The following is a 22457-nucleotide window of genomic DNA, read 5'->3' on the forward strand; positions in this document are numbered from 1 at the left end:
GGGACATTTGGGGGTGTCAAGAGTGCGTAAACGAACGAACCCGGTTCCCGCCACGCCCGGCGGACCGCCCGAAACGGTTTGACGCCCCACGTGATGCAAACACTTGTTCGGGCGCACGCCGGGTCGTGTGGAGCGCTTGCATGCGCCGGCTGTCGGTCACGGGCATTGCCGTGCCACGCTGGTACGCATGAGCGACCGACCCGTCATCCGCGCCCACCACAACGGCCGTGTGGTCGAGCTGCCCGGCACCATCGCAGACATCCGCGCCGCCCTCCCCGAGGAGGAGCGTGCCGCGTTCGATCAAGACATCGAGCAAGCCGCCGTCGCCAATCTCCCGGCCGTCGCCTCCGCCTGGGCCAAGACCCCCGAAATGCGCGCCCACGACGACGCCATCGCAGCCCGTGTCGCGACCGGCGACCATCACGGCCTCTACAACCCCGATGGCACACCGGTCGAGACATGACCAAATACCGGATCCAATACACCGACAACGCGCTCGCCGGGTACAACGCCTTGTCTGCCTCGACACGCCGGGAATTCGACCGCGCCGTCGACTCCATGTCGTACTCGCCACGCACCTACGGAGACGCGATACGTGGCAACCCCGATCGCCGTACCGCAGTCCTGGCCGGGGTGATCACGGAGTACGAGGTCAGCTCCGGGGTCCTCGTTGTCACCATGCTCCACGTGCGCGGCCTCTGACCCGGATGTCGACGGCGCCGACGGGCGGCGTCGTACTCGGCGGTCACGAGAAACGGGCGCGCAAATGACGCCCCGAAGGGGACCGGCGCAGGCGAAGATGGGGGCATGATCCACTCTGCTGCCGATGATCGTTACGAATCCATGCGTTATCGCCGGGCCGGGCGTAGTGGGGTCAAGTTGCCCGCCGTCTCGCTCGGGCTTTGGCACAACTTCGGGGACACCCAGCCCATGGAAGTGCAACGGGCGGTGCTGCGACGGGCCTTCGACCTCGGGGTGACGCACTTCGACCTGGCGAACAACTACGGGCCGCCGTACGGCTCGGCCGAGGCGAACTTCGGGGTGCACTACCGTGCCGACTTCCGGCCCTATCGCGACGAGATGTTCATCGCGTCCAAGGCCGGTTGGGACATGTGGCCGGGGCCGTACGGCGACGGGGGCTCGCGCAAGTATCTGCTCGCGAGTCTGGACCAGTCGCTCGCCCGGATGGGGCTCGACTACGTCGACGTCTTCTACTCGCACCGGTACGACCCGGAGACCCCGCTCGAAGAGACGATGGGTGCGCTGGACACGGCCGTTCGCTCCGGGCGCGCGCTGTACGCGGGCATCTCCAACTACGGCCCGGAGGAACACCGCCGGGCGGTCGCGATCCTGCGCGACCTCGGCACGCCGGTGCTGCTCAACCAGTCGGCGTACTCGATCCTGGATCGCGGACCGGAGCAGGGTGTACTGGACGCGGTCGGCGAGACCGGAACCGCGCTGATCGCCTATTCGCCGCTGGCCCAGGGGCTGTTGACGGACCGATACCTCGACGGCGTGCCCGCCGATTCGCGGATGGCGGTGGGCCACTTCCTCACCCGGAACGAACTCACCGAGGAACGACTGACCCTGCTGCGCGCCCTGAACGAGCTTGCCCGGGGCCGCGGGCAGACCCTCGCGCAGCTCGCGCTGACCTGGATCCTGCGCGACGAGCGGGTCGTGTCGGTGATCGTCGGGGCAAGCAGCGTACGGCAGTTGGAACAGAACCTGTCCGCCGTCGGGCAGCCGGATCTGACCGCCGCGGAGATCGCCGAGATCGACCGGCTCTGCGCCGCGCGCTGACGAACGCGACGCCGGCCGCGATCACCCTTGCGGTACCGGGGACTTGCCCAGATCCCCGGCCTCGATCGAGGCCAGGGAGGCGACCACCGTGCGGCCCGGTGCGGGCGCGATCGCAGTGGTCGAGGACACCGCCAGCACGGCGCACCCGGCGGCCTCCGCCGAGGTGACGCCGACGATGGTGTCCTCGACCGCGACGCACGCGCTCGGCTCGACCCCGAGCGCGGTCGCCGCGGCCAGATAAGGAGCGGGGTCGGGCTTGGTCCGCGCCACGTCCTCGGCCGCGACGGTGACCGCGAACCGGGCCGACCCCAACGCGTCCCGCACCAGGTCCACGACCCGACGCGGCGACGCCGACACGATCGCCAACGGCACCCCGACGGCGGCCAGGCCGTCCAACAGCGCCAAGACCCCCGGCAGCGGCTCGATCCGGGCCTCCACCCGGGTCGTGAACGCCGCGTCCAGCGCATCCGTCAGCTCGTGCACGCACGGCGCCTCGGCGACCACCTCGTGCAGGTAGCCCGCCGTGTGCCCGATCCCGTGCCCGACCACATCCGCCGCGTCCGTCTCCCCCAACACGTACCCGACCCGCCCGGCCACGTCCGCAACCGCTTCCCACCACAACTGCTCGGTGTCGACGAGGGTCCCATCCATGTCGAACAACACGGCGGCGGGCAAAACGGCGAACACACTGACTCGTTTCGATGGGCTTGGCAGGACGTAGTGGGAACGCTGCCAGACCGATGTGATCTGCACACCACACCGGGGTTGCCATCACATGAACGCGCGCGAGCTCAAGCGGTGCCCTGCATGCCGATCCGCGTGAAACAGGCCGCCATCTGGGCAACTGCAACGTCACTCGGCGGCTCCCCTGTGTGGATGCCCACGAGATCGATCGTGCCGAGCCGCCCGCGAGGGCCAATCACCCGCAGCGTGCGACTGGTAGCGCCATTCGGGGCCGGATGCACGATGACCGCATGGGCCTGCGCCGGATCGCCGTACCCGGCCGCATAGGTGAGCAACTGGTGCACATCATCGGCAGCCACACTCTTGGTGGCGTACGCCTTGTACTTGGCATCCACCGGCAGCCAACCTCTCAGGCCGGGCAGTGCAACCAGGGCATCCGGGGGGAACGGTGGGCGCGTTCGTAGATCGCCGACGACCCGAACCACCTCATTGGCTGCCGGCACCGTAAGACCACCGGCCGCGGTGTCGGCCAACCGGCGAACCACCCTCTCCCAGAGCGTGTTCATGTTCAGCAGCAGGCTGCCGGCGGGCAACCCGGCGTCCGTGAACAGGTCGGTAATGCCGCCACCGTCGAGGATGGCGCGGGCCCACGCATGCGCGGACCGGTAGTGCATGTCGAGGCGGTTGTGCCGAGCCCGGCGGAGCACTCGGATGGCCTCGCCCGCGGGTAACGGTGCCGGGAACTCGCGCAGCGTTTCGACGGCGTCGAGAACGACAGCCGGATCCTCGGCAAACCGGACCGCCTGTGCCAAGGCCGAGGCGCAGACCTGGTTCTCCCAAGTAGCCGAATCGCGTTCGAAGGTACGCACATGCAGTCGGTCGATCTGCCCATAGCGTCGGCCGACCTGCGCGGCGATGTCGAGACGACCTCGCAGGACGGGAGTCACACTGTCGCACGCGACGTAGTCCCGGCGCAGCCCGCGCCGCAATAGCTTGCGGCACTCCGCGACGAGCGCTGCGGCCACCAGGTCGGGCACCCCGAGCGGGCCGATCTGCCACGCCCTCGGCGTTGGCGGATGCGGGACGGCCGTGTCCACTGCGTAGGCCAACCATTCGATCAGCCGGTCTTCGCCGAATGCGATCTTGGGAACAAGAACCAGTCGGATGCGCTCCAGCACGAGCACGCCCACAGTCGACCTGTTCTGGATTCGCCAACCTGTGCGCAGTGGATGAACATGCAGACGGTTCTGCTCGGTCAGCGCTCGCAGCAGGACGAGGTCGACCCGGCTCAGCGCACCATAGTCCAGGTCCGCGCTCGTGTACTCGCCGATCCGGACCTCGTCGAGCGCCTTACCCATCGACGTCCTCGGAGTCGACGCCACCGAACTCGGCGGCAAGGTCGATGACCAAATCGGCGGGCGCCATGTGTCGAACAGGACGTCCTGTCTCGGGATCGAGCAACCTCCCGAGTATCTCCCTCATCAACTCGGCTCGCCCGAGGGTGTAATCCTCCAGGAGCGGAACGATGTCATCGTAGAAAACGGCGCTGAGCTGGGATTCCGTCCCCAGCGGCTCGCCGCCCGCCAGTAGATACGCGTGACCGATGCAATGATCCGTACCAAGGTTCAGGGTCAATCGGGAGTTGAGTTCGGTAAGGAACGCGCCGAGGTTCAAGGCCCCGATCGAGCCGGAAACGACCTCCTCGTCCGGAGGCACCTCGACGAACGCAAACCGGCGGCGGATCGCCCAGTCGAGGTGCCCGACACTGCGGTCCGCAGTATTCATGGTGCCGATGATGCGGACATTTGATGGGACGACGAACGGAGCGTTGCTCACCGGGAGCGTCACCGGAAATCCCCGTTTGTCGGTCTCCAGGAGCGTCACCAGTTCACCGAAGATTCGCGGTAGGTCACCGCGGTTGATCTCATCGATGACGAGGAGGAACTGCTCGGTCGGCCGCTTGCCGGCCGCGGTACAGACAGTATGGAAGGTGCCTGCGGTCAATGCGAGTGACAAACCCCCGCCCGGGGCCGGTGCCGGCGTCGGTTTGTATGCTTCGACGAAATCGCCGTAGTCATATGACGGATGGAAGGTCACCATGGTGACCCGCTCGTCGGCAAGGAGCTTCCCGATCGCCTCGTCTCGGTCGACGGGCGCGGCCTCGATGGCATCGGCGAAGCCGCTCAAGGCCAGGGCGGCGCTCAAGGCCAACCGGGTTTTGCCGGTTCCCGGAGGTCCGTACAGGATCACCTGCCCCTTGCGTTCCAACGCGTCCAGCACGCGCTTCACATCCGCCGGCGGATCGACTACGCCGGGCGTGTCCGGCACCACGTCACTGGTGATCTGCCGCCCGGCCTTGATGGTCTTCCAGAGTTGCTGACTGACTTTACCGAACGTCTGACGCCAGCCACCTTGTTCGGATTCGAGCCGCTGGGCGTACGTTTCGTCCCAGACCACGGCCACTCGGTGGCGCCCCTCCTCGCGCGAGGCGTCATAGGAGTACCCGTCGTCGGTAACCTGTCCCACCGCGAGGATTTCCGACAGCCCGCGGTTCGCGACCACCAAATCGCCGGGCTGCAAATCCCGATATCGCAGGAGGAGGCCCGCCAGGCTCAGATGGTAGGCAGGGCGGCTCCTGTGTGTTTGCTCCAAGGCGTCACGAAGCTCGGCGTCGTTCTTGAATTGCGCAAGGTCACCGAGCGTGTCCCAGCCGACGTAGATGTAGCCGTCGTCGCGGCAGTCCGGCCACCACACGGCTTGCGCACCAGGGGCGACCTTGAGAATTGTCGGGACTGCCGGCCTCGGATCGAAGGCGTCGTACAACAACGCGGCAAGTTCGTCGGGTTGCCATCCGTCGACCTCTGGCCGCTCGCTCAGGATTTTCCGCAGGTGGCGATTCAGCCGCCAAGTGGCTGCCCCGGGAGCCGGCGTACCGCCCACCGTTGCGATGAAGTGGCGCAGATGTGCGGCGGAGTAGATGGGTAGGAACGAAGCCGGAAAGTAGGTCGCGAACGTCTTGGTGACCAACGCGGGACCGTATTGCAGGATCGGCAGGCTGTCGAGTCGATCCCAGGCCCCTTCCTCGACATGCCGAAAACCGGCGACGAACTCCCCCCTCAGGCGCTGCCACGCTTCGTCCGGCGGCATGCCGTGTAGTGGCTTGGCCATCCGCCACTCGCCACTGCGGTGCCAGAACATGATGTGTTTGGCCGAACTGCCACCTTTCATGCTTCCGATCGCCGGCGTGCGGAACTCGATCAACTGACAATAGGGCGGCTTGTCCTGGTCGCTCTGATCAAGGCCAAGCGCGTACCGCTCCAGCGGTAGTTGGGGCCACTCCTCGATCGGAAACCTGGCCTGGACGTCGGCGCGTTCGGCGGTTGCGGCGGCCAGTAACTCGGTAACGGCTGCCGCCGTGCGGTCGAACGCTCGGACCGCTGCTGCGAATGTGTCGTCCTCGGTCATGCGGCCACTATGTCCTGCTGCACTGACGGTCCGTCACCACCCCCGATCACACAACTCTCAGGCCGGAATCACCGCCGCGCGGAGGGAGAGGATGTCCGGGAGGTGTTGGGCAATGCGTTCCCAGTGGTCGCCGTCGTGGTGGCCGCGGTAGATCTCGCCGCTGCGGGAGCCGAAGTACAGGCTGGTGTCCTCGGCGTCGTCGGTGCACATCGCGTCGCGCATGACGGCGGTCCAGAAGTCGTCGGGGAGGCCGTCGGCCAGGGCCGTCCAGGACTTTCCCGCGTCGTCGCTGCGGTAGACGCGGCATCGGCCGTCGACCGGGAAGCGCATCATGTCGGCGGTGAGCGGGACCACGTAGACGGTGTCCGGGCGACGCGGGTGGACCACGATGGTGAAGCCGAAGTCGGCGGGCAGACCATCGGCGATCGACGCCCACGTCGCGCCCGCGTCGTCGCTGCGGTAGACGCCGTGGTGGTTTTGCAGGAACAGCCGGTCGGGGCGGTCCGGGTGCCGGGCCACCTTGTGCACGCACTGGCCGTATTCGGGGTACTCGTCGGGCTGGAACGTGACGTGGATGCCGGTGTTGGACGGGCGCCAGCTCGCCCCGCCGTCCTCGGTGACGTAGACGCCGCCGGTGGACATCGCGACCACGATCCGGCGCGGGTCGGTGGGATGCGGGAGCACCGTGTGGATCGCCTGGCCGCCGAAACCGGCCTCCCAGTGCGGCCGGTGCGGGTGGTCCCACAGCGCGCGCACGAGTTCGAAGGAGCGCCCGCCGTCCTCGGAGCGGAACAGCGCGGACGGTTCGACACCGGCGTAGAGCACGTCGGGTTCGGATTCGGCGCCGGGAACCAGTTGCCACACCCGCTCGACCGAGGCGCCCGCATCCGCCGGGAAGCCGACCCGGCCCAGGTCCGGCTCGCGCCAGGTCTCACCGAGATCGTCGCTGCTGACCACGATCGGGCCGAAGTGTTCGTGCACCACGCCCGCCAGCACCCGGGGGGCGCTTCCTCGGGTGTCGATCGCGACCGAGTAGACACCCGTCATCGGGTGGTGCGGTCCGGTGTACGCCCAGGATCCGTCGTCGCCCGAGCGACCGATCCACAGGCCCTTGCGGGTGCCGATGGCGAGCAGGACGGAGTTCGTCATGGTGACCTCCAGGCAGCGTTCCGTACACGGGCACGCTACGCGGCACCGGTGACATTCGCCCGATTCGACGCGATCCGGGGCACTCTCGCGCACTCGCGGCGCGCGGGGCCCGTGGCGCACACACACCCTCGGCACGAGCAACGCACACCCTCGACACGCGCCCCTGGGCACGCTCGGCCCCGGCCCGCACACCCTCGGCTCGCGCGCGCTCGGCAGCGCACCCTCGGTCGCGCGCCGTCCGCCCCTACGGCAGTGGTCGTCGACCGGCGAAGCCGAGGTCGAGGCGGTGGTACCAGCCCAGCCGGCGGTCGCCCTCCAGCCAGCACAACAGCACGGGTACGCCGTCCAGATCGGCCGGGAAGTCCACGAGCAACGGCGCGAAGCCCTTGAGCTCCGCGCCGGTCTGCTGGACCTGGGTCATCAATTCGTCGAGCCGCGCCTGCATGCCCTTGAGTTCGGGCAGCCCGCCCAGCTCGGTTCGCGCCTCGCCGCGCTCCAGTGCCACCGCGACCTCCGCGGCGTCCGCCCGGACGGCGATCAGCTCGTCGAGCACCGGCAACAGCCGGTCCAACTCCGCACGCGCCTCCTCGACCGTGAACAGCCCCATGCGGCACAACCTCCCGTGTCGTGCGCCGGCCGACGATGGCGCGCGCCGATGGTACTGCCGCCGCGGGCGCCGCCACGCGCCGGCGGCCGCGAACAGGGTCGGTGTCCACGGGATGAACCGGCGCCCGGGATCGGGATCAGCCGAAGTATCCGGTCTTCTCGTCCACGCCGGGAAAGGAGCCGTGGTTGGTGTGCACGCTGAAGACGCCGCCGGAGGCTTCCGCCCGCCCGGTCCGGTCCCGTTCGATCAGCAGACCGTCGTGACTCGTGGTGCGGCCGCGTTTGCCGACCGCGACGGTGAGCACCGCGACCACGGCGATCAGGCCGGCGACGAAAGTAATGATCGTGATCACGATGGCGCTCCCTGGAGGTTTGCCCGGTCCGACGTCGCAGCGGACCGGTCTGCACGGTCCGACGTCTCGGACTGCCCGGTCCGACGTGACGGTCGTTCTACATGATCCATGCCCGTTCCGCTCCCGGTGACCCATTTCCCGCACAACGAGCCGCCAGCGCCCGCAATCGGGCCTCGTCGCCGTCGGTGGACGAGTCCAGCCGCAGGATCTCCTGGACGAAGCGGCGGTTCATCGGCCGGCAGCGGATCTCCTGGGCGGCGACCGCCTCCGCTTCGAGGAGCGCGCCGACCGCCTCGCCACGGCGACCGACCGCCGCGAAGGCGCGGGCGAGGTCGATCAGGTGCCGCGCCTGCCGGCCGCGCGGGAGCACGGCGAGTGCGGCCGGGGTGAACCGGCCGGCGATGGCCCGCGCGTACTCGCCGAGCAGTACGTGGGTGGTGACCCGGTGCAGCGGGACCTGGATCGCGCCGGGGTCGGCCCGCTCCGCCCCCTCCAACAGGTCACGCGTGGCGGGCCGATCGCCCAGCCGGGCCGTGGCCAGCGCGGCCCCGAGTCGCAGCGTACGCAGCGCCGCCCGGCCCGGCCGGCCGCGGGCATCCAGCGCCGGTGCCAGGTCCGCCTCCGCCCCGAGCGCGAATTCGACGGCCGCACCGGCGCCTTCGTGCCCGACCATGGCGTCGGTGAGCCGATGGGCGGCCCGGGCCAGGACCACCACGTCGGCGCTGCGGCCGGCCGAGGTCACCGCCCGGTCGGCCGCACGCCAGGCCAGATCCGGCTCGCCGTACACGTGCGCGACGGCGGAGGCCAGAGCGAGCGCGGCGGAGCGCACGACGGTCGACGTGAGCGCCGCGCCCCCGGAACTCCCGCCGGGCCCGCCCGCCGACACCGTCGCGCCCGCGGCCACCCTCCCGCTCGGCCCCGAGGCAGGTCCCCCGCGCGCTCCCACGGCCACTCCCCCACCGGCCCCCGCAGTCGCCCCCAGGACGGACGACACCACACGATCCAGGCATCCGTAGTCCGCCGCCGCATACGCGGTCCACCCGTAGGTCAACTCCCGCCGCAGTACCCCGAGGTCGGCCGGGACGGCGGCGGACCCGACCGCGAGCGCCGTGTCGGCCCGGCGCAGCGCCGTCCGCACCGCGGCGAGCGGATCGTGGTCGTGGTACTCCCGGTTCGGTTCGGCGGGCAGCAGTCGATCGATCCCGATGTGCAGGACGAGCGCGGCCTTGGCGAGCACCGACAGGCGCGGGTCGGCCTGTCGGTGGCCGGCCTCCACGTCCTCGACCCAGCGCACGGATCGGCCCATCAGACGGGCGAATTCGGCCTGCGTCAGACCGCGCCGCGCGCGCCAGTAGGCGATTCGTCGGCCGATTCCGGGCGCCGGATGCATGTCGGGCCGCTCCTTTGGGTATTGCCGAGTGCGCGCCCGGTGACCGAGTCGCCGCGCGCCGCCGTACGTTCGTCGTTCTGTGCCGTTTGTGCCGCACGGGCGGGAAGTTCCCCACGCGGACTGCGTGGATTCTGTCGGGTGCCCCGCCGGTACCTTCGGCCGGGTCGCGGCAACCGCATTTCGGGCCGGGTTGCCCTTGCGGGAGAGTCGATGAGAAAACTGATGCGTGTCCCCGGGGTCGGTCGAACCCGAGCGGCTCGCTCGCGGCCGGGTCGTACGCTGTCCATCCGAACCCTGCTGGTGTTGTTGACCGTGGTGCCCTCGGTGGCCATGGTCGCGCTGTGGGGCATCGCCACCTACCGCCTGGCCGACCACGCGAGCAACCTCGACAACGAGGTCTCGGTGGCCGAGCGGGCCGGTACACCCAGTTACAACACGATGGTGAACCTCCAACTGGAGCGGCGGCTGACCGCGGCGTGGATGGCCAAGCCGTCGCCGGCGACGTCCGAGGCGTTGCGCGCGCAGCGGGTCAAGACCGACGAGGCCGTACGGCTGTTCGTCGCCTTCGCCGGCAGCGGTGCGCGGGAAACGCCCGGGCACGTGGTGCGCCGGGCCCACGAGGTGGCGCCCCAGCTGGCGCAACTCGCCGACGTCCGCCGCCAGGTGGACACGACCGGCGCGACCGGGCGGGACCGTTGGTTGGGCTACTACACGAAGCAGGTGGCCAACCAGATCTCGATGGTCCAGGCGCTGGCCGAGACCTCGGACACCGATGTCACCTTCGCGGGCCAGTTCCTGGTCATCCAGTTCCGTGCCGGTGAGGCACTGGCGCAGGAGGACATGACGGTCTCGTTCGCGCAGCCCGGCGGTCGGTTGACCCAGCCGGACTTCGCCGCGTTCGTGCAGAACGTGGGCGTGCGTCGGCACACCCTGGAGGACGAGGTCGAGCCGTACCTGCCCGCCGGGCTGCGTCCCACCTACCTGGCACTCACCGAAAGCCCGGCCTGGCGGGACCTGGCCGCGATGGAGGACGCCATCATCGCGGCGGTCGACGCCCCCCGGGACCAGCGGGCCGCGGCCGGATCCGGGATGGCCCTGCCGGCCGAACTGGCGAAGTGGCGGGAGACGTTCGACCAGATCGCACTGCCGAACTCGGCCTTCGACTTCGCCCGGGTCGATCAGGTCTTCGCGGCGGGCGACGAGGCCACCTCGGAGACCTGGAACCAGGTGTATCTGCTGAGCGCGATCGGCCTGGGCTTCGTGGTGATCGGCGCCCTGCTGTGCTGGCGGGTGACCCGCTCGGTGCGGCTGCGGTTGTCCCGGCTGCGCGACGCGACGGTGGAGCTGGGCTCGCGGCGACTGCCGGTGATCATCGACCGGTTGCAGCGCGGCGAGCGGGTGGACCTCGCCGTCGAGGCGCCGGACGTTCCGGCGGGTCCGGACGAGATCGGCCAGGTGGCCTCGGCGTTCAACACCACGCAGCGCGCCGCGCTCGACGGCGCGGTGCAACTGGCACGCCAGCGCGAAGGTTTTGCGAAGGTGTTCGTCAACACGGCGTTGCGCACCCAGTCCCTGGTGAACCGTCAGATCGGTGAGCTGGACGCGATGGAGCGCCGCCACCAGGACCCCGAGTTGCTGCGCGAGTTGTTCACCATCGACCACCTGGCCACCCGCCTGCGCCGCTACGAGGAGAACCTCGTGGTGCTCACCGGCAACCGGCCGGGTCGACGCTGGAGTCGCCCGGTGCGCATCGTCGACGTGGTGCGCGGCGCGGTCGGCGAGGTGGAGGACTATCACCGGGTCGAGGTGTATTCCGACCGCGACCTGCAACTGTCCGGGCCGGCCGTGGGCGGGTTGATCCACCTGCTGGCCGAACTCGTGGAGAACGCCACGACGTTCTCGCCGCCGGACACGCCCGTGCACGTGCGGGCGGTGTCGGTGGCCAAGGGCCTCGCGATCGAGATCGAGGACCGCGGCCTGGGCATGTCGGCCGACGAGTACGAGGCCGCCAACCGGCAGTTGGCCGTCCCGGTCAGTTTCGACGTGATCGCGCTCGCCGAAGACGTGCGGATGGGCCTGTTCGTGGTCGCCCAACTCGCCGATCGGCTCGGTGTGGAGGTGACGCTGCGGCCGTCGCCCTACGGCGGCACGCTGGCGATCGTATTCCTGCCCGAGGAGTTGATCACCCGGAGTTCCGGCGCACCCGGTGAACCGGACCGAACCGCGGGGCCGTTCGAGCACGCCCTGGCGGCGGAGTCGGACCCGGAATCGCAGCCGAGTTCGCAGTCCGCGGCCGAGCCGGCCTCCGAACCGGCGCGAGTCGCGGCGGTGGGGTCCGCGCACGCGTCCGAGGACGACGCCGAGTCGGGCTCGCCCGATCGGCAACACCCCGAGCCGGTCGTGCGATCGCTGGATCGGGTCCCGGCCGCACCCGAACCCGCCCGGCCCGCGGCGCCCACCCCCACCCCCGCCGCCGCTGCCGAGGAGACCACCGCCGACGGCCGTCGGGCCCTGCCGCGTCGGGTCCGGCAGCGCAATCTGCCGATGCCGCTGCGTGCCGAGCCGGCCACCGGGAGCGACAGTGACCCACGAACCGGGTCGAAGCCCTCCTCTCCGCGTGAAGCTGCGGCTACCTTGTCCTCGTTCCGGTTCGCGAGCCAACGAGCACGCGAGGCATCCGAACCGAACGCGGCCGGCGACGAGTCCGCGATCGAGACCGAACCCGGAACCGGGACCGAACCCGCACCGGGTCCGAACCCCGCCGCCGGAAGCACCACGCACCCTGGGGAACCGTCATGACGAACACGCACGATCTCGCCGGCGGCACGGCCACCACCGCAACCGACAGTCGCCTGGACTGGTTGTTGACCGACCTGGTCAAGCGCGTGCATCAGACCCGGCACGCGATCGTGTTGTCCGAGGACGGGCTGCTGATGAGCCGGTCCGAGACCATCCCGCGCGACGACGCGGAGCAGTTGGCCGCCGCGGCGGCCGGGTTGCAGAGTCTGGCACGCAGCATCGGCCGTGGTTTCGCGGGCGGTTCGGTGCGCCAGACGCTGGTCGAGATGGACGACGCCTTCCTCTTCCTCACCGCCGCCGGCAAGGGCGCGCATCTGGCCGTGCTGGCCGAACAGAGCGCGGACGTGGGGGTGGTCGCGTTCGAGATGAACATGTTGGTGAAGAAGGTCGGCGAGTACCTCGGGACGCGCCCACGCGGCAGTGATGCCGGCGATCCGGCGGGCGGTCGGGCATGACGTCCCGCTGGGAGCAGCCCTGGGACGAGGACGCCGGCCCGCTGGTGCGGCCCTACACGCTCACCCGGGGCCGGACCAAGGCCGTACGCGACGCGGATCTGACCCTGATCACCCTGGTCACCACGGTCGCGCCGGACGAGCCCGCGGGCCGCGCCCAGGCCGCGGACGATCCGTCCGCGGCCGCGCGCCGCAAGGCTCGGGACGGGCGCGGCCGGCAGCCCGAGCATCAACAGATCCTGGAACTGTGCCGGGAGCCGCAGGCGGTCGCCGAGGTGGCCGCGCTGATCGATCTCCCGGTGAGCATCACCAAGGTGCTCGTCGACGACCTGCTCCGCGACGGCCTGGTGACCGTGCGCGCCCCGCTGGCTCTGGCCCGAACCCCCGATCCCGCCCTGTTGAAGAAGGTACGTGATGGTCTCCTTCGGCTCTGACCGGCTGCCCGAGCATGCGGCGGCGGTCAAGATCCTGATCGCGGGCGGGTTCGGGGTCGGCAAGACCACCCTGGTCGGCACGGTCAGCGAGGTACCGCCGCTGCACACCGAAGAGGTGATGACCGAGGTCGGCGTGGGCGTGGACGACATCGCGGGCGTCGAGGGCAAGTCGCGCACCACGGTAGCCCTCGACTTCGGTCGGATCACGCTGTCCGACGACCTGGTCCTGTACCTGTTCGGCGCACCCGGTCAGGAGCGGTTCTGGTCGTTGTGGGACGACCTGGCGATCGGCACGCTGGGCGCGATCGTGCTGGTGGACACTCGGCGCCTGGACGCCGGCTTCGGCAGCATCGACTTCTTCGAGCGCCGGGGCATCCCGTTCGTCGTCGCCATCAACCGCTTCGACGCGGCGGTGGAGTACACGGTCGAGGAGGTCCGCGACGCCCTCGACCTCGGCCCGGCCGTACCGATCCTGCCCTGCGATGTGCGCGTGCGCTCGTCGGGACGGGACGTGCTGCTGGCGCTGGTCGACCACCTGATGGCGCAAGCGTCGCCGGCGAACGCGGGACGGGCCGAGTTCAGCCCGTCCGGCGTTTGAGGACACATGGGCTGTAGCCCGTCCGGCGTTTGAGGACACATGGGCTGTAGCCCGTCCGGTGCGTGAGGGCAGACGGGCTGTAGCCCGTCCGGCATTCGAGGGCAAGCAGGCTGGAGCCCGTCCGGCGTTGAGAACAGGCAGGCCGCGGCCCATCCGGCTGTGAGGGGCGAGCGGGCCGCGAGTCGGCCCGCTCGCCACCGGTCATCGTCCCGGGACCCCTGCCCGGACGCCCGCCGACCGAGCGGCCGAGGTGCCGAGCCCACGCGGCCCGTACCCCACCCGCGGCACCGTCGGCGGCTCGGCCCCGGCCCGCGCGGCCGACCCACCCGCAGGCCCACCGCGGGCCGCGGGCACGTGTGCGAGGCGGTCACCGGCCGGCTGCCAGGGAAAGGGCACCAGCGGCTTCGGATCCGCGTAGCGCAGGCAGTCCTGGTGCCACTTCAGGATCGCCGCGTTCCAGTCACCGAGCGCCGTCGCGTACCCGTCCAGTGCCGCCCTGGCCGCCGCGTCCAACGCCAAATCGTCGTACATCGCCGGAAGTTCCACGGCGACCACCCGCTCGAATTCGCGCATCCTGGAGGTCATCAGGTCGTTCACGATCGCCAGCGATTGGGCGAAGTCGCAACCGAAGAAGTTCTGCACCACCAGCAGCAGGTTGTGCAGTTCCCCCTCGACCTCGATCTCCTTGCGGTAGGAGAACACGTCGTTGATCATCCAGCCGAAGTCCGCGGCCGAGTTCTCCATCGCCTGCACCGCGCGCGAGCGGTACGCCTCGTCCGGCACCACCTCGCCGTGCGAGAGCCGGGACAGGCTCTTGGTCAGGTCGGAACCGAACGTGCGGCGGCGCATCTCGATGTAGTCGACCGGGTCCGGAATACGATTGAGCGCCATGTTGGCCAGCTCCCACAGCCAACTGTCCATCATGTCCTCGATGGTGCGCCGGAACCTGCGGCGCGACGCGGGCGGCATCGGCCCGGCGGTGCGCGTCCACAGGTCCACCAGCGAGCGCTCGATCGCGTCCGTCGGTACGGGCGTCGGCTCGCCGTCGATCGGCATCAACGTCTTGAGCCGCTCGGTGTACACCTTCGCGCCGGCCTGGTCGAGCGAGCGGCCGAACACGATCGGGTAGTAGTCGTCGCCGTAGGTGCCCCAGGCCAACCAACCCGAGGCCACGTCGAGTTGGTCGAGCGTCGCGTCCGGTGCGATGCCGGCCGCACACAGCGGCAGGTCGAATGCACGCAGCGCCCGCTCGTCCCAGATGCCCTCGCGGGTGATGCCCATCCGGGCCGCCCACTCGACCAGGTTCTCCCGCGAGGTGTCCAGGTGTCGGTTCAGTCGCGGCGCGAACGGCAGGTAGAAGTCCGGGATGTCGTAGGGCTCGACCGGTTGGAACGGCACGTGCGTGAACGCGCGCAGCCCGTTGTGCAGCCCGGCCACCAGGCCCGGCAGGATCCGCGCGGCCGAGGTGCCCATCCCCTGCGGCCCGGCCAGGACCCCGGTCACCGTCGGCACCGCGGGCCCATCGGCGGAACCGGCGCCCGCACCGGCCCCGTTCATGTACCGGCTGGAGCGCATGTGCCACTCGTGTCCGCCGGACTGCCAGTCCTGCAGGCCCTTGACGTAGGCCATCACGTCCATGCAGGACTGCGGGTCCAGGCCGTGTTCGAGGAACAGCGGCGGGAGTTCGGTGAACGTGGTGTGCTCGAACTGGTGCAGGCGCGAGGTGAGCAGTTCGTTGACCGCCTCGGCCGCCTCCTGGGTGGTGCAGCCGAGGAACTTCTCGAAGACCAGGATCGCGTTCGCGTTCTCGCCCTCGTTCTCCACCTCGCGCTGGTACGAGAACAGGTCGTTGCGCAGGTGCACGCCGTCGGCGAAGGTGTCCTTGAGCACGCGCAGCGGACGTGAGGCCGCGATCACCGCGGGCACCTCGGCGTTCGCCGCGTACTCCACCAGGTTGGCCGACCACGGCGCGCCGCCCACCTTGCGACGCATCTCGATGTATTCGACGGGGTTGGCGATCCGGCCCTCGTTGATGTTGGCCAGTTCCCACATCGACTCCTCGAGCAGTGCCTGGGTGCTCTCGGCGAACCGCTCCCGCCAGTCCCGCGACATGCTCGGCACGGTCCTCGCCCACAGGTCGGCCAGGCCCTCCTCGACCTGGTTGGTCGGTGCGGGGATCGCGGCGGTGGAGTCGACCGGCATGAAGGCGCGCAGGCGTTCCAGGTATGCCTTGGCGCCGGCCATGTCGTGGGTGCGCTTGAAGATGTCCAGGAAGTGGTCGTCGAAGAAGAAGACCCACACGTACCAGTCGGTGACCAGGTCCAGTTGCGGCCCGGTGCAGTCGGGATGGGTGTACGCGCACAACAGCGCGTAGTCGTGCGAGTCGAAGTCGTGCTCGTCCCAGATGTTCGAGCCCTCGATCATCCGCATCCGGCGGGCCCAGGCCTTGGAATGCTCGCGCGCGCCCTCCAGGTGAGGGTTCAGTCGCGCGGGATACGGCACGTAGAACTGCGGTAGTTCGAAGGGTTGTGGCATCGGTGCGCCCCTTTCGCCAGGGCACACGCTAGGTCGCCCGAACCCGTGCGAGCGGGCGACGGGTCGGTTCTCGCTCGATCTGGTGAAACGGGCCGCGACAGGCTTAACGATCTTGTTCGGCGGCCACACGGACGAGCGCCGCGACGAACCGGTCCACCACGTCCGCGTGCGCCGGGTCCGGGCGTTGCGGGCGGACCGCGTACACGCTGCGGCGCGGCGGCTCGCTCAGCCGATGCAGGGTCAGTTGCGGGTGGAGTGCCCGGGTCAGCAGGCCGGGCGCGAGCATCACACCGAACCCGGCCACCACGAAAGCCTGTTTGCCCAGCCAACCGCCACACTCGATGTCGATCCGCGGCATGAAGCCGGCCCGTGCGCAGGCCCCGATGAGCACCGCGGCGGCGCCCTCGTAGTCCTCCACCCAGGTCTCCTGGGCGAGTTCGGCCAGATCCAGCGCCTCCCGGTCGGCCAGTCGGTGGCCGGGCGGCAGCACCGCGCGCAGTTCGTCGTCGAGCACGTGGGTCAGCCGCAGTCCCGCGTGCGCGGGCAGGCCCGGCGGGTAATCGGTGACCACGGCCACGTCGAACTCGCCGTCCAGCAGGCGCGGGACCAGCCCGGGCGAGAAGTCCTCGGCGAAGGTGACCCGCACGCCAGGGAGTTCGGCCGTGAACGCGGTGAGCGCGTCCGGAAGCAGGGACACCGCGGCGGTGGGCACCGCACCCACCCTGACCCGGGCACCGACCCGATCGCGGGCGGCCCGCACCTCCTCCTCGGCCCGTTCCACCCGGGCCAGGATCGCGGTCGCGTGCTCGCGCAGCAGGTCGCCGGCGGGTGTGGTGCGCACGCCGCGCGCGTGCCGGTCGAGCAGTGTGCTGCCCAGACGCGCCTCCAGGCCCGCCACCTGGCGGGAGAGCGCGGACTGGGTGTATCCGAGCGCGTGCGCGGCGGCGCTGATCGAGCCGTGCCGGCACACCTCGACGAAGGAACGCAGGGCGAGCAGGTCCATGCGCGGTGACTCTAGGGCCTGTCCGGGATTGTTCGCGCCATGCGCTCCATGCATGGCTCCTCTGCGCAGGATGCGCTGGTGGGATGGGTGGCGGACGGGTGAGGATGGGCTTCATGACGACATCGCATCGCCTGACCCACATCCCGGCGCCCGAGGGCGTGCGACCGGGCAACGGCTACACCAACGTGGTCACCGGCACCGGCCGGCTGGTCGCGGTCTCCGGGCAGGTCGCCTTCGACGAGGACGGCAACCTGGTCGGCAAGGGCGACCCGGGCGCGCAGGCCCGCCAGGTGTTCGAGAACCTGCGGCGCTGCCTGGCCGCCGCGGGGGCGACCTTCGACGACGTGATCAAGCTGACCTACTTCCTCACCGACGTCGGGCATCTCCCGGCGGTGCGCGCGGCTCGCGACGAGTTCGTCGACACGACCCGGCCGCCGGCCAGTTCGGCGGTCCAGGTGGGCGCCCTGTTCCTCCCCGATCTGCTCCTGGAGGTCGAGGCGTTCGCGCTGGTCGCGGACACGAACGAGGACACGAGCCACGACCCGAACGGAGCCGGCGCATGAGAGTCGCCGGTGCGGTCCGGGCCGGATGGGCACGGCCGCCGCCGACGCGCCGGCGACGGCCGGACACGAGGTGACGGTCCGGAACCGGACGCCCCGTACGGTGGCCGGCGCGGTCGGGACCGGAGCGCGGCCGCGGCGCCGGGTCGCTGAACGCTCGCGAGGGCGATGTCCGGTCACCGCATCGAACGGCGGGCCGACCCGTACCGGCCGTGAATCGCCGCCGAAGGTGTGCCGGCATCATGGCCGGGCAGGTCGGCCCGCCGCGCGCGGGCCCCCGACGGTCTCCGAAGGGTGGCGGCAAGTGCTGGTGCAGGTGCGCGTGGTCGGCGACGAGGGCTGCGAAGTCGCGTCATTGCAACGCTGGTTGGCCCTGGACCCGGACGTCTCGGGCGGCACCGCGACCAGTTACGCCGAGGACGCCACGGTCGGCGCCATGGGGACCACGCTCGATGTGGTCGACATCGTGCTGAGCAATGGCATCGGTCTGGGCGGCCTGGTGGTGGCGATCGCCGGCTGGCGCCGTTCGCGGGCACCGATGGCGGGCCCGGGCGGACCCGACATCGTGATCCGGCGCGGTGACGTCGAGGTGGTGTTGTCGGGCGCGACGGAGGCGGACATCGGTCGGGCCGTACGCGCGCTGGAGGAGCCCGGGGATCCGGCGTGACGGTGCCGGTGCGGCGACGCCCCGACCCGGCGGCCTCGTGTGCGGTCCCGGTGGGCTCGCACGAGCCGACTCCGCATGCGTCCCGGAGGTGGCTCTCGTCCGCGCCGCGGCGCCGTGGCCTGCTGCTCCCCCGTCCCGAACGCCCACGACCGACCGCCGCCCCGATCAACGGCAAAACGCCCGACGGTCGGCCATCCGGCCGACCGTCGGGCGTGGTCCCGCCTTCGACTACACCAGCGCGTCCACCGGGTTCGCCACCAGGACGCCCGCCGCGACCGCCTCGTTCAGCCATTCCGGGAACTCCAGGAGGAGTTGGTCGTACAGTTCCGCGTCGGTGAGCAGCCTCGGGTCGTGTCCCGCGTGGAAGAAGCCCGCGTTGTCGACCACACGCTGCTCCGGCACGGTGAGTTCGTCCAGCTTGCGGAGGAAGTCGAAACCCTTGGCCTCCGGGTCGCCGAAGCCGATGAACTGCCAGAAGATCGGCAGCCCGGCGGCCTCGCACAGCGCCTTCGCGGCGGCGGGGCGGCTGGTCGGCGCGCCATCGGTCTGGAAGATCACCAGCGCCGGGTCGGTGCTGCCGGACGCGCGGTAGTGCTCGACCACCTTGGCGATCGCCCAGTGATAGTTGGTCCGGCCCATGTGCCCGTAGGAGCCGTGCAGTTCCTCGATCCGGCCGACGTGATTGCCGGGGTCGAGGTCGGCGACGCCGTCGACGTCGGTGGAGAAGAACACCAACGGCACGACGGCCTCGCCGAGTTGCGCGGACAGCGCGAGCGTCTGATCGGCGAGGTGCTGGACGGTGCCGTCCTTGTAGTAGGAGCGCATCGAGCCGGAGCGGTCCAGGACGAGGTAGACCGCGACGCTGCGGCCGGCGAGGCCGCACTTGGCCACCGCCGCCGCGGCGGCCTCCACGCGAGCGCCGAGGCCGGGCGCGACCTCTTCGGCCCGGGCCGGCGGCACCACCGCGACGGTGGTCGGAACCGGCGCGGCCTCGGCGACCACGAACGGCTCGGCCTCGACCTCGGTCGCCGAGGCCTCCGCGGCGGCCGGATCGACGACGGTCTCGGCCTGGACCTGTTCGACCTCGGCGGGTGTCGCGATCGACTGTGCCGGTACGGGAATCGATGTCGGCGTCGGCCCCGGCGCGTCGAACTCCGCCCGGGACTCCGGGATGACGACCGGCTCCGGGAGAACGACCGGCTCCTCGAAGGTGGTCGGCTTCTCAGGGGCGGTCGGCTCCTCGGAGCTGGTCGCCTCCTCGATGGCGACCGGTTCCGCACGGGTGACCGGTTCCGGCTCGACCATCGGCTCGCGGACGGCGACCGGTTCGTCGACGGCGACCGGCTCGGGCTCGGGCGCGATCGCCGGTTCCGGGCTCACCGACTCCAATTGCGTCGTCGTCTCGACGCGTGTCTTCGGCTCCGCTCCGGCGACCGGCTCGGGCGCGACGACCGGGGACTCGGTCGGCGCGCCGCCGAGGTCGGTCGGCGCGGCGGCCACGTCCGTCGTCTCGGGTGTCTCCGCCGCCTCGCGGGACGTCCGCGAACGAAAGACGTTGCGCAGCAGACTCCTCAAACCCATCGGCGAATCCTTACCTGTGTGGGGGACGCCGTCCCGATGATCAGGACGGTTACGTAAGGCTAGTCATGGCCCCGGCCGACGCGTGGGCGACCCGCGCGTACGACACCCCGACGGACCCCCGAACAGCCGAAGCCGGCCCACCCGTACGCCGGCTGCCGACCCCTCACACCCCGGCAAGCAGTACGAACGCCGCGTCCACCGCCGTGCACGCGGCCGAGACGTCGTCGTCGGTGAGCGCCGCGGACACGAACCAGCACGCCGAACCGACCGCGTTGACGTGTACTCCGCGCTCCAACAGGGCGTGCCGGAACAGCGCGTAGCGCGCGTCGTCACTCGCCGCGAGGTCCCGGTAGTTGCGCGGCACCATGCCGTCGGCCGAGAAGACCACCTGGAACATCGCCCCCACCCCCTGCACCGCGCACGGAATCGCGTGGTCCCTGGCGGCTCGCCGGATCGCCTCCATCACCCGATTCCCGGCCGCGTCGATGTGCGCGATCACCGCCGGCTCGGCGAGTTCGCCCAGCGTGATCAGCGCGCCGGCCGCACACAGCGGCGAACCGTTGTACGTCCCACCGTGTTTGATCCGATTCGCGCCGACCTCGTCCATGATGTCCCGGCGCCCGGCGAAGGCCGCGATCGGCAACCCGCCGCCCAGCGCCTTCGCGTACACGGCGAGATCCGGGAGCACGCCGAACAGGCCCTGTGCGCCGCCCGGTCCGGTCCGGAAGCCGGTGCACACCTCGTCGAAGATCAACACGATCCCGCGCCGGGTGCATTCTTCGCGCAGCGTCTCCAAATAGCCGGGCACGGGCATCGTGCACGCGTTGTTGGCCACGATCGGCTCGCAGATCACCGCGGCCAGTTCGCCGCGATGCGCGTCCAGGATCTCGCGCAGCGCAGCGGCGTCGTTCCACGGACAGACCACCACGTCGGCGACCACGCCGGCGGGCACGCCCGGCGAGTGCGGGTGCGCGTGCGGCCGGGCGTACGGTCCCGCCTCGGCGGCGGTGGGCCGGTTCGAGACCGCCAGTGGGTCCGCCCATCCGTGGTAGTGGCCCTCGAACTTGAGTACCTTGTCCCGACCGGTGAAGCCGCGCGCGGCCCGGACCGCGCCCTGGATCGCCTCCGACCCGGAGTTGGCGAACCGGACCAGGTCGGCGCACGGGATCATCGACCGCATGGTTTCCGCCAGTTCGATCTCCGGAACGGTGCCCGCGCCGAACATCGTGCCGCTCGCCAGGACGTCGGACACGGCCGCGCCGATCGCCGGATTCGCATGGCCGATCACCGCGCAGCCGTACGAAATCAGGTAGTCGACATACTCGTTCCCGTCCACATCCCAAATGTGCGCGCCCTTACCGCGCGCGATATAGAGCGGATAGGGAAAGGGACCGGTGCTCGTCGAGCGTGCGGAAGAAGCCGTTCCGCCCGCCAGTGAGCGGCGGGCGCGATCGAAAAGGACCCGACTGGTTTCGGTCGACTCGGCCGAGATCACGGAATTCGCCACCTTCGCTCTTGACACCCGCCATGGACACTACGCAGGGTTTCTCTCCGTACCGTCGCGGTGAATGCGAACGGATCGGCCGTACCAATTCCGAGGGGTCACCCATGATCGAGAAGGTCGCCGTCGTCACCGGCGCGGGCAGCGGCGTGGGCCGCGCGTGCGCGCTCGCCCTGATCGACCGGGGCTGGTCGGTCGGTCTGGCCGGCCGGCGCAAGGTCAACCTGGAGGAGACCGCCGCGCTGGCCGGGGCCCGTTCCCGGTTCGCCCTGCCGGTGCCCACCGACATCACCGACCCCAACGCGGTCGACCGACTGTTCGCCGCCGTCGTGGAGCGGTTCGGCCGGCTGGACCTGCTCTTCAACAACGCCGCCGACACGATGGCCTACGTACCCACCGAGGACGTCGAACTCGGGGACTGGCGGCGGGTGCTCGACTCGATCGCCACCGGCGGATTCCTGTGTGCGCGGGCCGCGTTCCGGATCATGAAGGAGCAACAGCCGCGCGGCGGCCGGATCATCAACAACGGCGCCCCCTCGGCGCACGTCCCGCGCCCGGATTCGATCGCCTTCACCGCCGCCAAGCACGCCGTCACCGGCCTGACCAGGTCGCTGGCCCTGGACGGTCGGCCGCACGACATCGCCTGCGGGCAGATCGACATCGGCAACGTCACGCCGATCGACCGGCCGCAGCCCGCCGTCCGGCAGGCCGACGGTTCGCTGCGGGTCGAGCCCACCATGGACGTCGCACACGTCGCGGACATGGTGGTCGCGATGGCCGCGCTGCCGATCGGCGTGAACGTGCAGTCGGTGACCGTCATCCCCAGTGCGATGCCCTACGTCGGCCGCGGCTGACCCGGGCCCGACAACCGTGCCGAGGC

21 protein-coding genes are annotated in these 22457 nt (G+C 70.5%); 10 read left to right on the top strand and 11 right to left on the bottom strand.

What is annotated here, in order from left to right:
* Nucleotides 1–187: 187 nt before the first annotated feature.
* From ACFZBU_RS26685 to ACFZBU_RS26695, 3 genes are all read left to right on the top strand, one after another.
* A complete protein-coding gene (locus tag ACFZBU_RS26685) occupies nt 188–463 on the top strand; it encodes a hypothetical protein (protein WP_391586187.1) in 276 nt (91 codons plus the stop codon).
* A complete protein-coding gene (locus ACFZBU_RS26690) occupies nt 460–702 on the top strand; it encodes a hypothetical protein (RefSeq protein WP_391586188.1) in 243 nt (80 codons plus the stop codon). The genes ACFZBU_RS26685 and ACFZBU_RS26690 overlap by 4 nt, the downstream gene beginning before the upstream one ends.
* Nucleotides 703–807: 105 nt before the next feature.
* Nucleotides 808–1800, top strand: coding sequence for an aldo/keto reductase (locus tag ACFZBU_RS26695; protein ID WP_391586189.1), 993 nt, complete (start codon nt 808–810; stop codon nt 1798–1800).
* A gap of 21 nt (nt 1801–1821) precedes the next feature.
* Here ACFZBU_RS26695 and ACFZBU_RS26700 read toward each other — a convergent pair whose 3' ends face one another.
* From ACFZBU_RS26700 to ACFZBU_RS26730, 7 genes are all read right to left on the bottom strand, one after another.
* Nucleotides 1822–2487, bottom strand: coding sequence for an HAD family hydrolase (locus ACFZBU_RS26700; protein ID WP_391586190.1), 666 nt, complete (start codon nt 2485–2487; stop codon nt 1822–1824).
* Nucleotides 2488–2591: 104 nt separating this feature from the next.
* Nucleotides 2592–3842: an McrC family protein gene (locus ACFZBU_RS26705; protein WP_391586191.1), complete on the bottom strand. Its 1251-nt coding sequence runs from the start codon at nt 3840–3842 to the stop codon at nt 2592–2594.
* On the bottom strand, nt 3835–5949 hold the full coding sequence (locus ACFZBU_RS26710; RefSeq protein WP_391586192.1) for an AAA family ATPase: 2115 nt from the start codon (nt 5947–5949) through the stop codon (nt 3835–3837). The genes ACFZBU_RS26705 and ACFZBU_RS26710 overlap by 8 nt, the downstream gene beginning before the upstream one ends.
* 57 nt (nt 5950–6006) lie before the next feature.
* Entirely contained in the window at nt 6007–7098 is a 1092-nt protein-coding gene (locus ACFZBU_RS26715; RefSeq protein WP_391586193.1) for a WD40/YVTN/BNR-like repeat-containing protein, read from the bottom strand.
* A gap of 244 nt (nt 7099–7342) precedes the next feature.
* Nucleotides 7343–7705 (bottom strand): DUF2203 domain-containing protein, encoded by a 363-nt coding sequence (locus ACFZBU_RS26720; protein WP_391586194.1) that lies wholly within the window; start codon nt 7703–7705, stop codon nt 7343–7345.
* Nucleotides 7706–7841: 136 nt separating this feature from the next.
* Nucleotides 7842–8057, bottom strand: coding sequence for a hypothetical protein (locus ACFZBU_RS26725; RefSeq protein WP_391586195.1), 216 nt, complete (start codon nt 8055–8057; stop codon nt 7842–7844).
* A gap of 97 nt (nt 8058–8154) precedes the next feature.
* The gene (locus ACFZBU_RS26730) at nt 8155–9447 is read right to left on the bottom strand and encodes a helix-turn-helix domain-containing protein (protein WP_391586196.1); all 1293 of its coding nucleotides are present in this window, start codon (nt 9445–9447) and stop codon (nt 8155–8157) included.
* Between the two features lie 222 nt (nt 9448–9669).
* Here ACFZBU_RS26730 and ACFZBU_RS26735 point away from each other — a divergent pair, with 222 nt between their 5' ends.
* From ACFZBU_RS26735 to ACFZBU_RS26750, 4 genes are read left to right on the top strand one after another with little or no spacing between them, the layout of a single operon-like run.
* A complete protein-coding gene (locus tag ACFZBU_RS26735; RefSeq protein WP_391586197.1) occupies nt 9670–12246 on the top strand; it encodes a nitrate- and nitrite sensing domain-containing protein in 2577 nt (858 codons plus the stop codon).
* Nucleotides 12243–12701, top strand: coding sequence for a roadblock/LC7 domain-containing protein (locus tag ACFZBU_RS26740; RefSeq protein ID WP_391586198.1), 459 nt, complete (start codon nt 12243–12245; stop codon nt 12699–12701). The genes ACFZBU_RS26735 and ACFZBU_RS26740 overlap by 4 nt, the downstream gene beginning before the upstream one ends.
* Complete coding sequence (locus ACFZBU_RS26745; RefSeq protein ID WP_391586199.1) at nt 12698–13132, top strand: DUF742 domain-containing protein; 435 nt, start codon at nt 12698–12700, stop codon at nt 13130–13132. Before ACFZBU_RS26740 ends, ACFZBU_RS26745 begins: the two co-directional genes overlap by 4 nt.
* Nucleotides 13113–13730 carry an ATP/GTP-binding protein gene (locus tag ACFZBU_RS26750; RefSeq protein WP_391586200.1) on the top strand — a complete coding sequence of 206 codons (618 nt, stop codon included), beginning with the start codon at nt 13113–13115 and terminating at the stop codon, nt 13728–13730. Before ACFZBU_RS26745 ends, ACFZBU_RS26750 begins: the two co-directional genes overlap by 20 nt.
* Before the next feature lie 201 nt (nt 13731–13931).
* On the opposite strand, the gene ACFZBU_RS26755 is transcribed toward ACFZBU_RS26750, so the two are convergent.
* Both ACFZBU_RS26755 and ACFZBU_RS26760 read right to left on the bottom strand, forming a co-directional pair.
* Nucleotides 13932–16265, bottom strand: a complete 2334-nt coding sequence (locus tag ACFZBU_RS26755) for a germacradienol/geosmin synthase (RefSeq protein ID WP_391586201.1) — start codon at nt 16263–16265, stop codon at nt 13932–13934.
* A 103-nt stretch (nt 16266–16368) separates the two neighbouring features.
* On the bottom strand, nt 16369–17268 hold the full coding sequence (locus tag ACFZBU_RS26760; RefSeq protein ID WP_391586202.1) for a LysR family transcriptional regulator: 900 nt from the start codon (nt 17266–17268) through the stop codon (nt 16369–16371).
* 104 nt (nt 17269–17372) lie between these two features.
* On the opposite strand from ACFZBU_RS26760, the gene ACFZBU_RS26765 reads away from it, so the two are divergent.
* Entirely contained in the window at nt 17373–17831 is a 459-nt protein-coding gene (locus tag ACFZBU_RS26765; RefSeq protein WP_391586203.1) for a RidA family protein, read from the top strand.
* A 301-nt stretch (nt 17832–18132) separates the two neighbouring features.
* Entirely contained in the window at nt 18133–18495 is a 363-nt protein-coding gene (locus ACFZBU_RS26770; protein WP_391586204.1) for a hypothetical protein, read from the top strand.
* A gap of 228 nt (nt 18496–18723) precedes the next feature.
* Here the strand turns inward: ACFZBU_RS26770 and ACFZBU_RS26775 are convergent, their stop codons facing one another.
* Both ACFZBU_RS26775 and ACFZBU_RS26780 read right to left on the bottom strand, forming a co-directional pair.
* Complete coding sequence (locus ACFZBU_RS26775) at nt 18724–20076, bottom strand: VWA domain-containing protein (protein ID WP_391586205.1); 1353 nt, start codon at nt 20074–20076, stop codon at nt 18724–18726.
* 163 nt (nt 20077–20239) lie between these two features.
* Entirely contained in the window at nt 20240–21598 is a 1359-nt protein-coding gene (locus ACFZBU_RS26780; protein WP_391586206.1) for an aspartate aminotransferase family protein, read from the bottom strand.
* An 86-nt stretch (nt 21599–21684) separates the two neighbouring features.
* Between ACFZBU_RS26780 and ACFZBU_RS26785 the strand changes: the two genes are divergently transcribed.
* Entirely contained in the window at nt 21685–22431 is a 747-nt protein-coding gene (locus ACFZBU_RS26785) for an SDR family oxidoreductase (protein WP_391586207.1), read from the top strand.
* The last annotated feature ends 26 nt before the right edge of the window (nt 22432–22457 follow it).

Origin of the sequence: Embleya sp. NPDC008237 (genome assembly GCF_042956465.1) — a bacterium.
GTDB lineage: Bacteria > Actinomycetota > Actinomycetes > Streptomycetales > Streptomycetaceae > Embleya.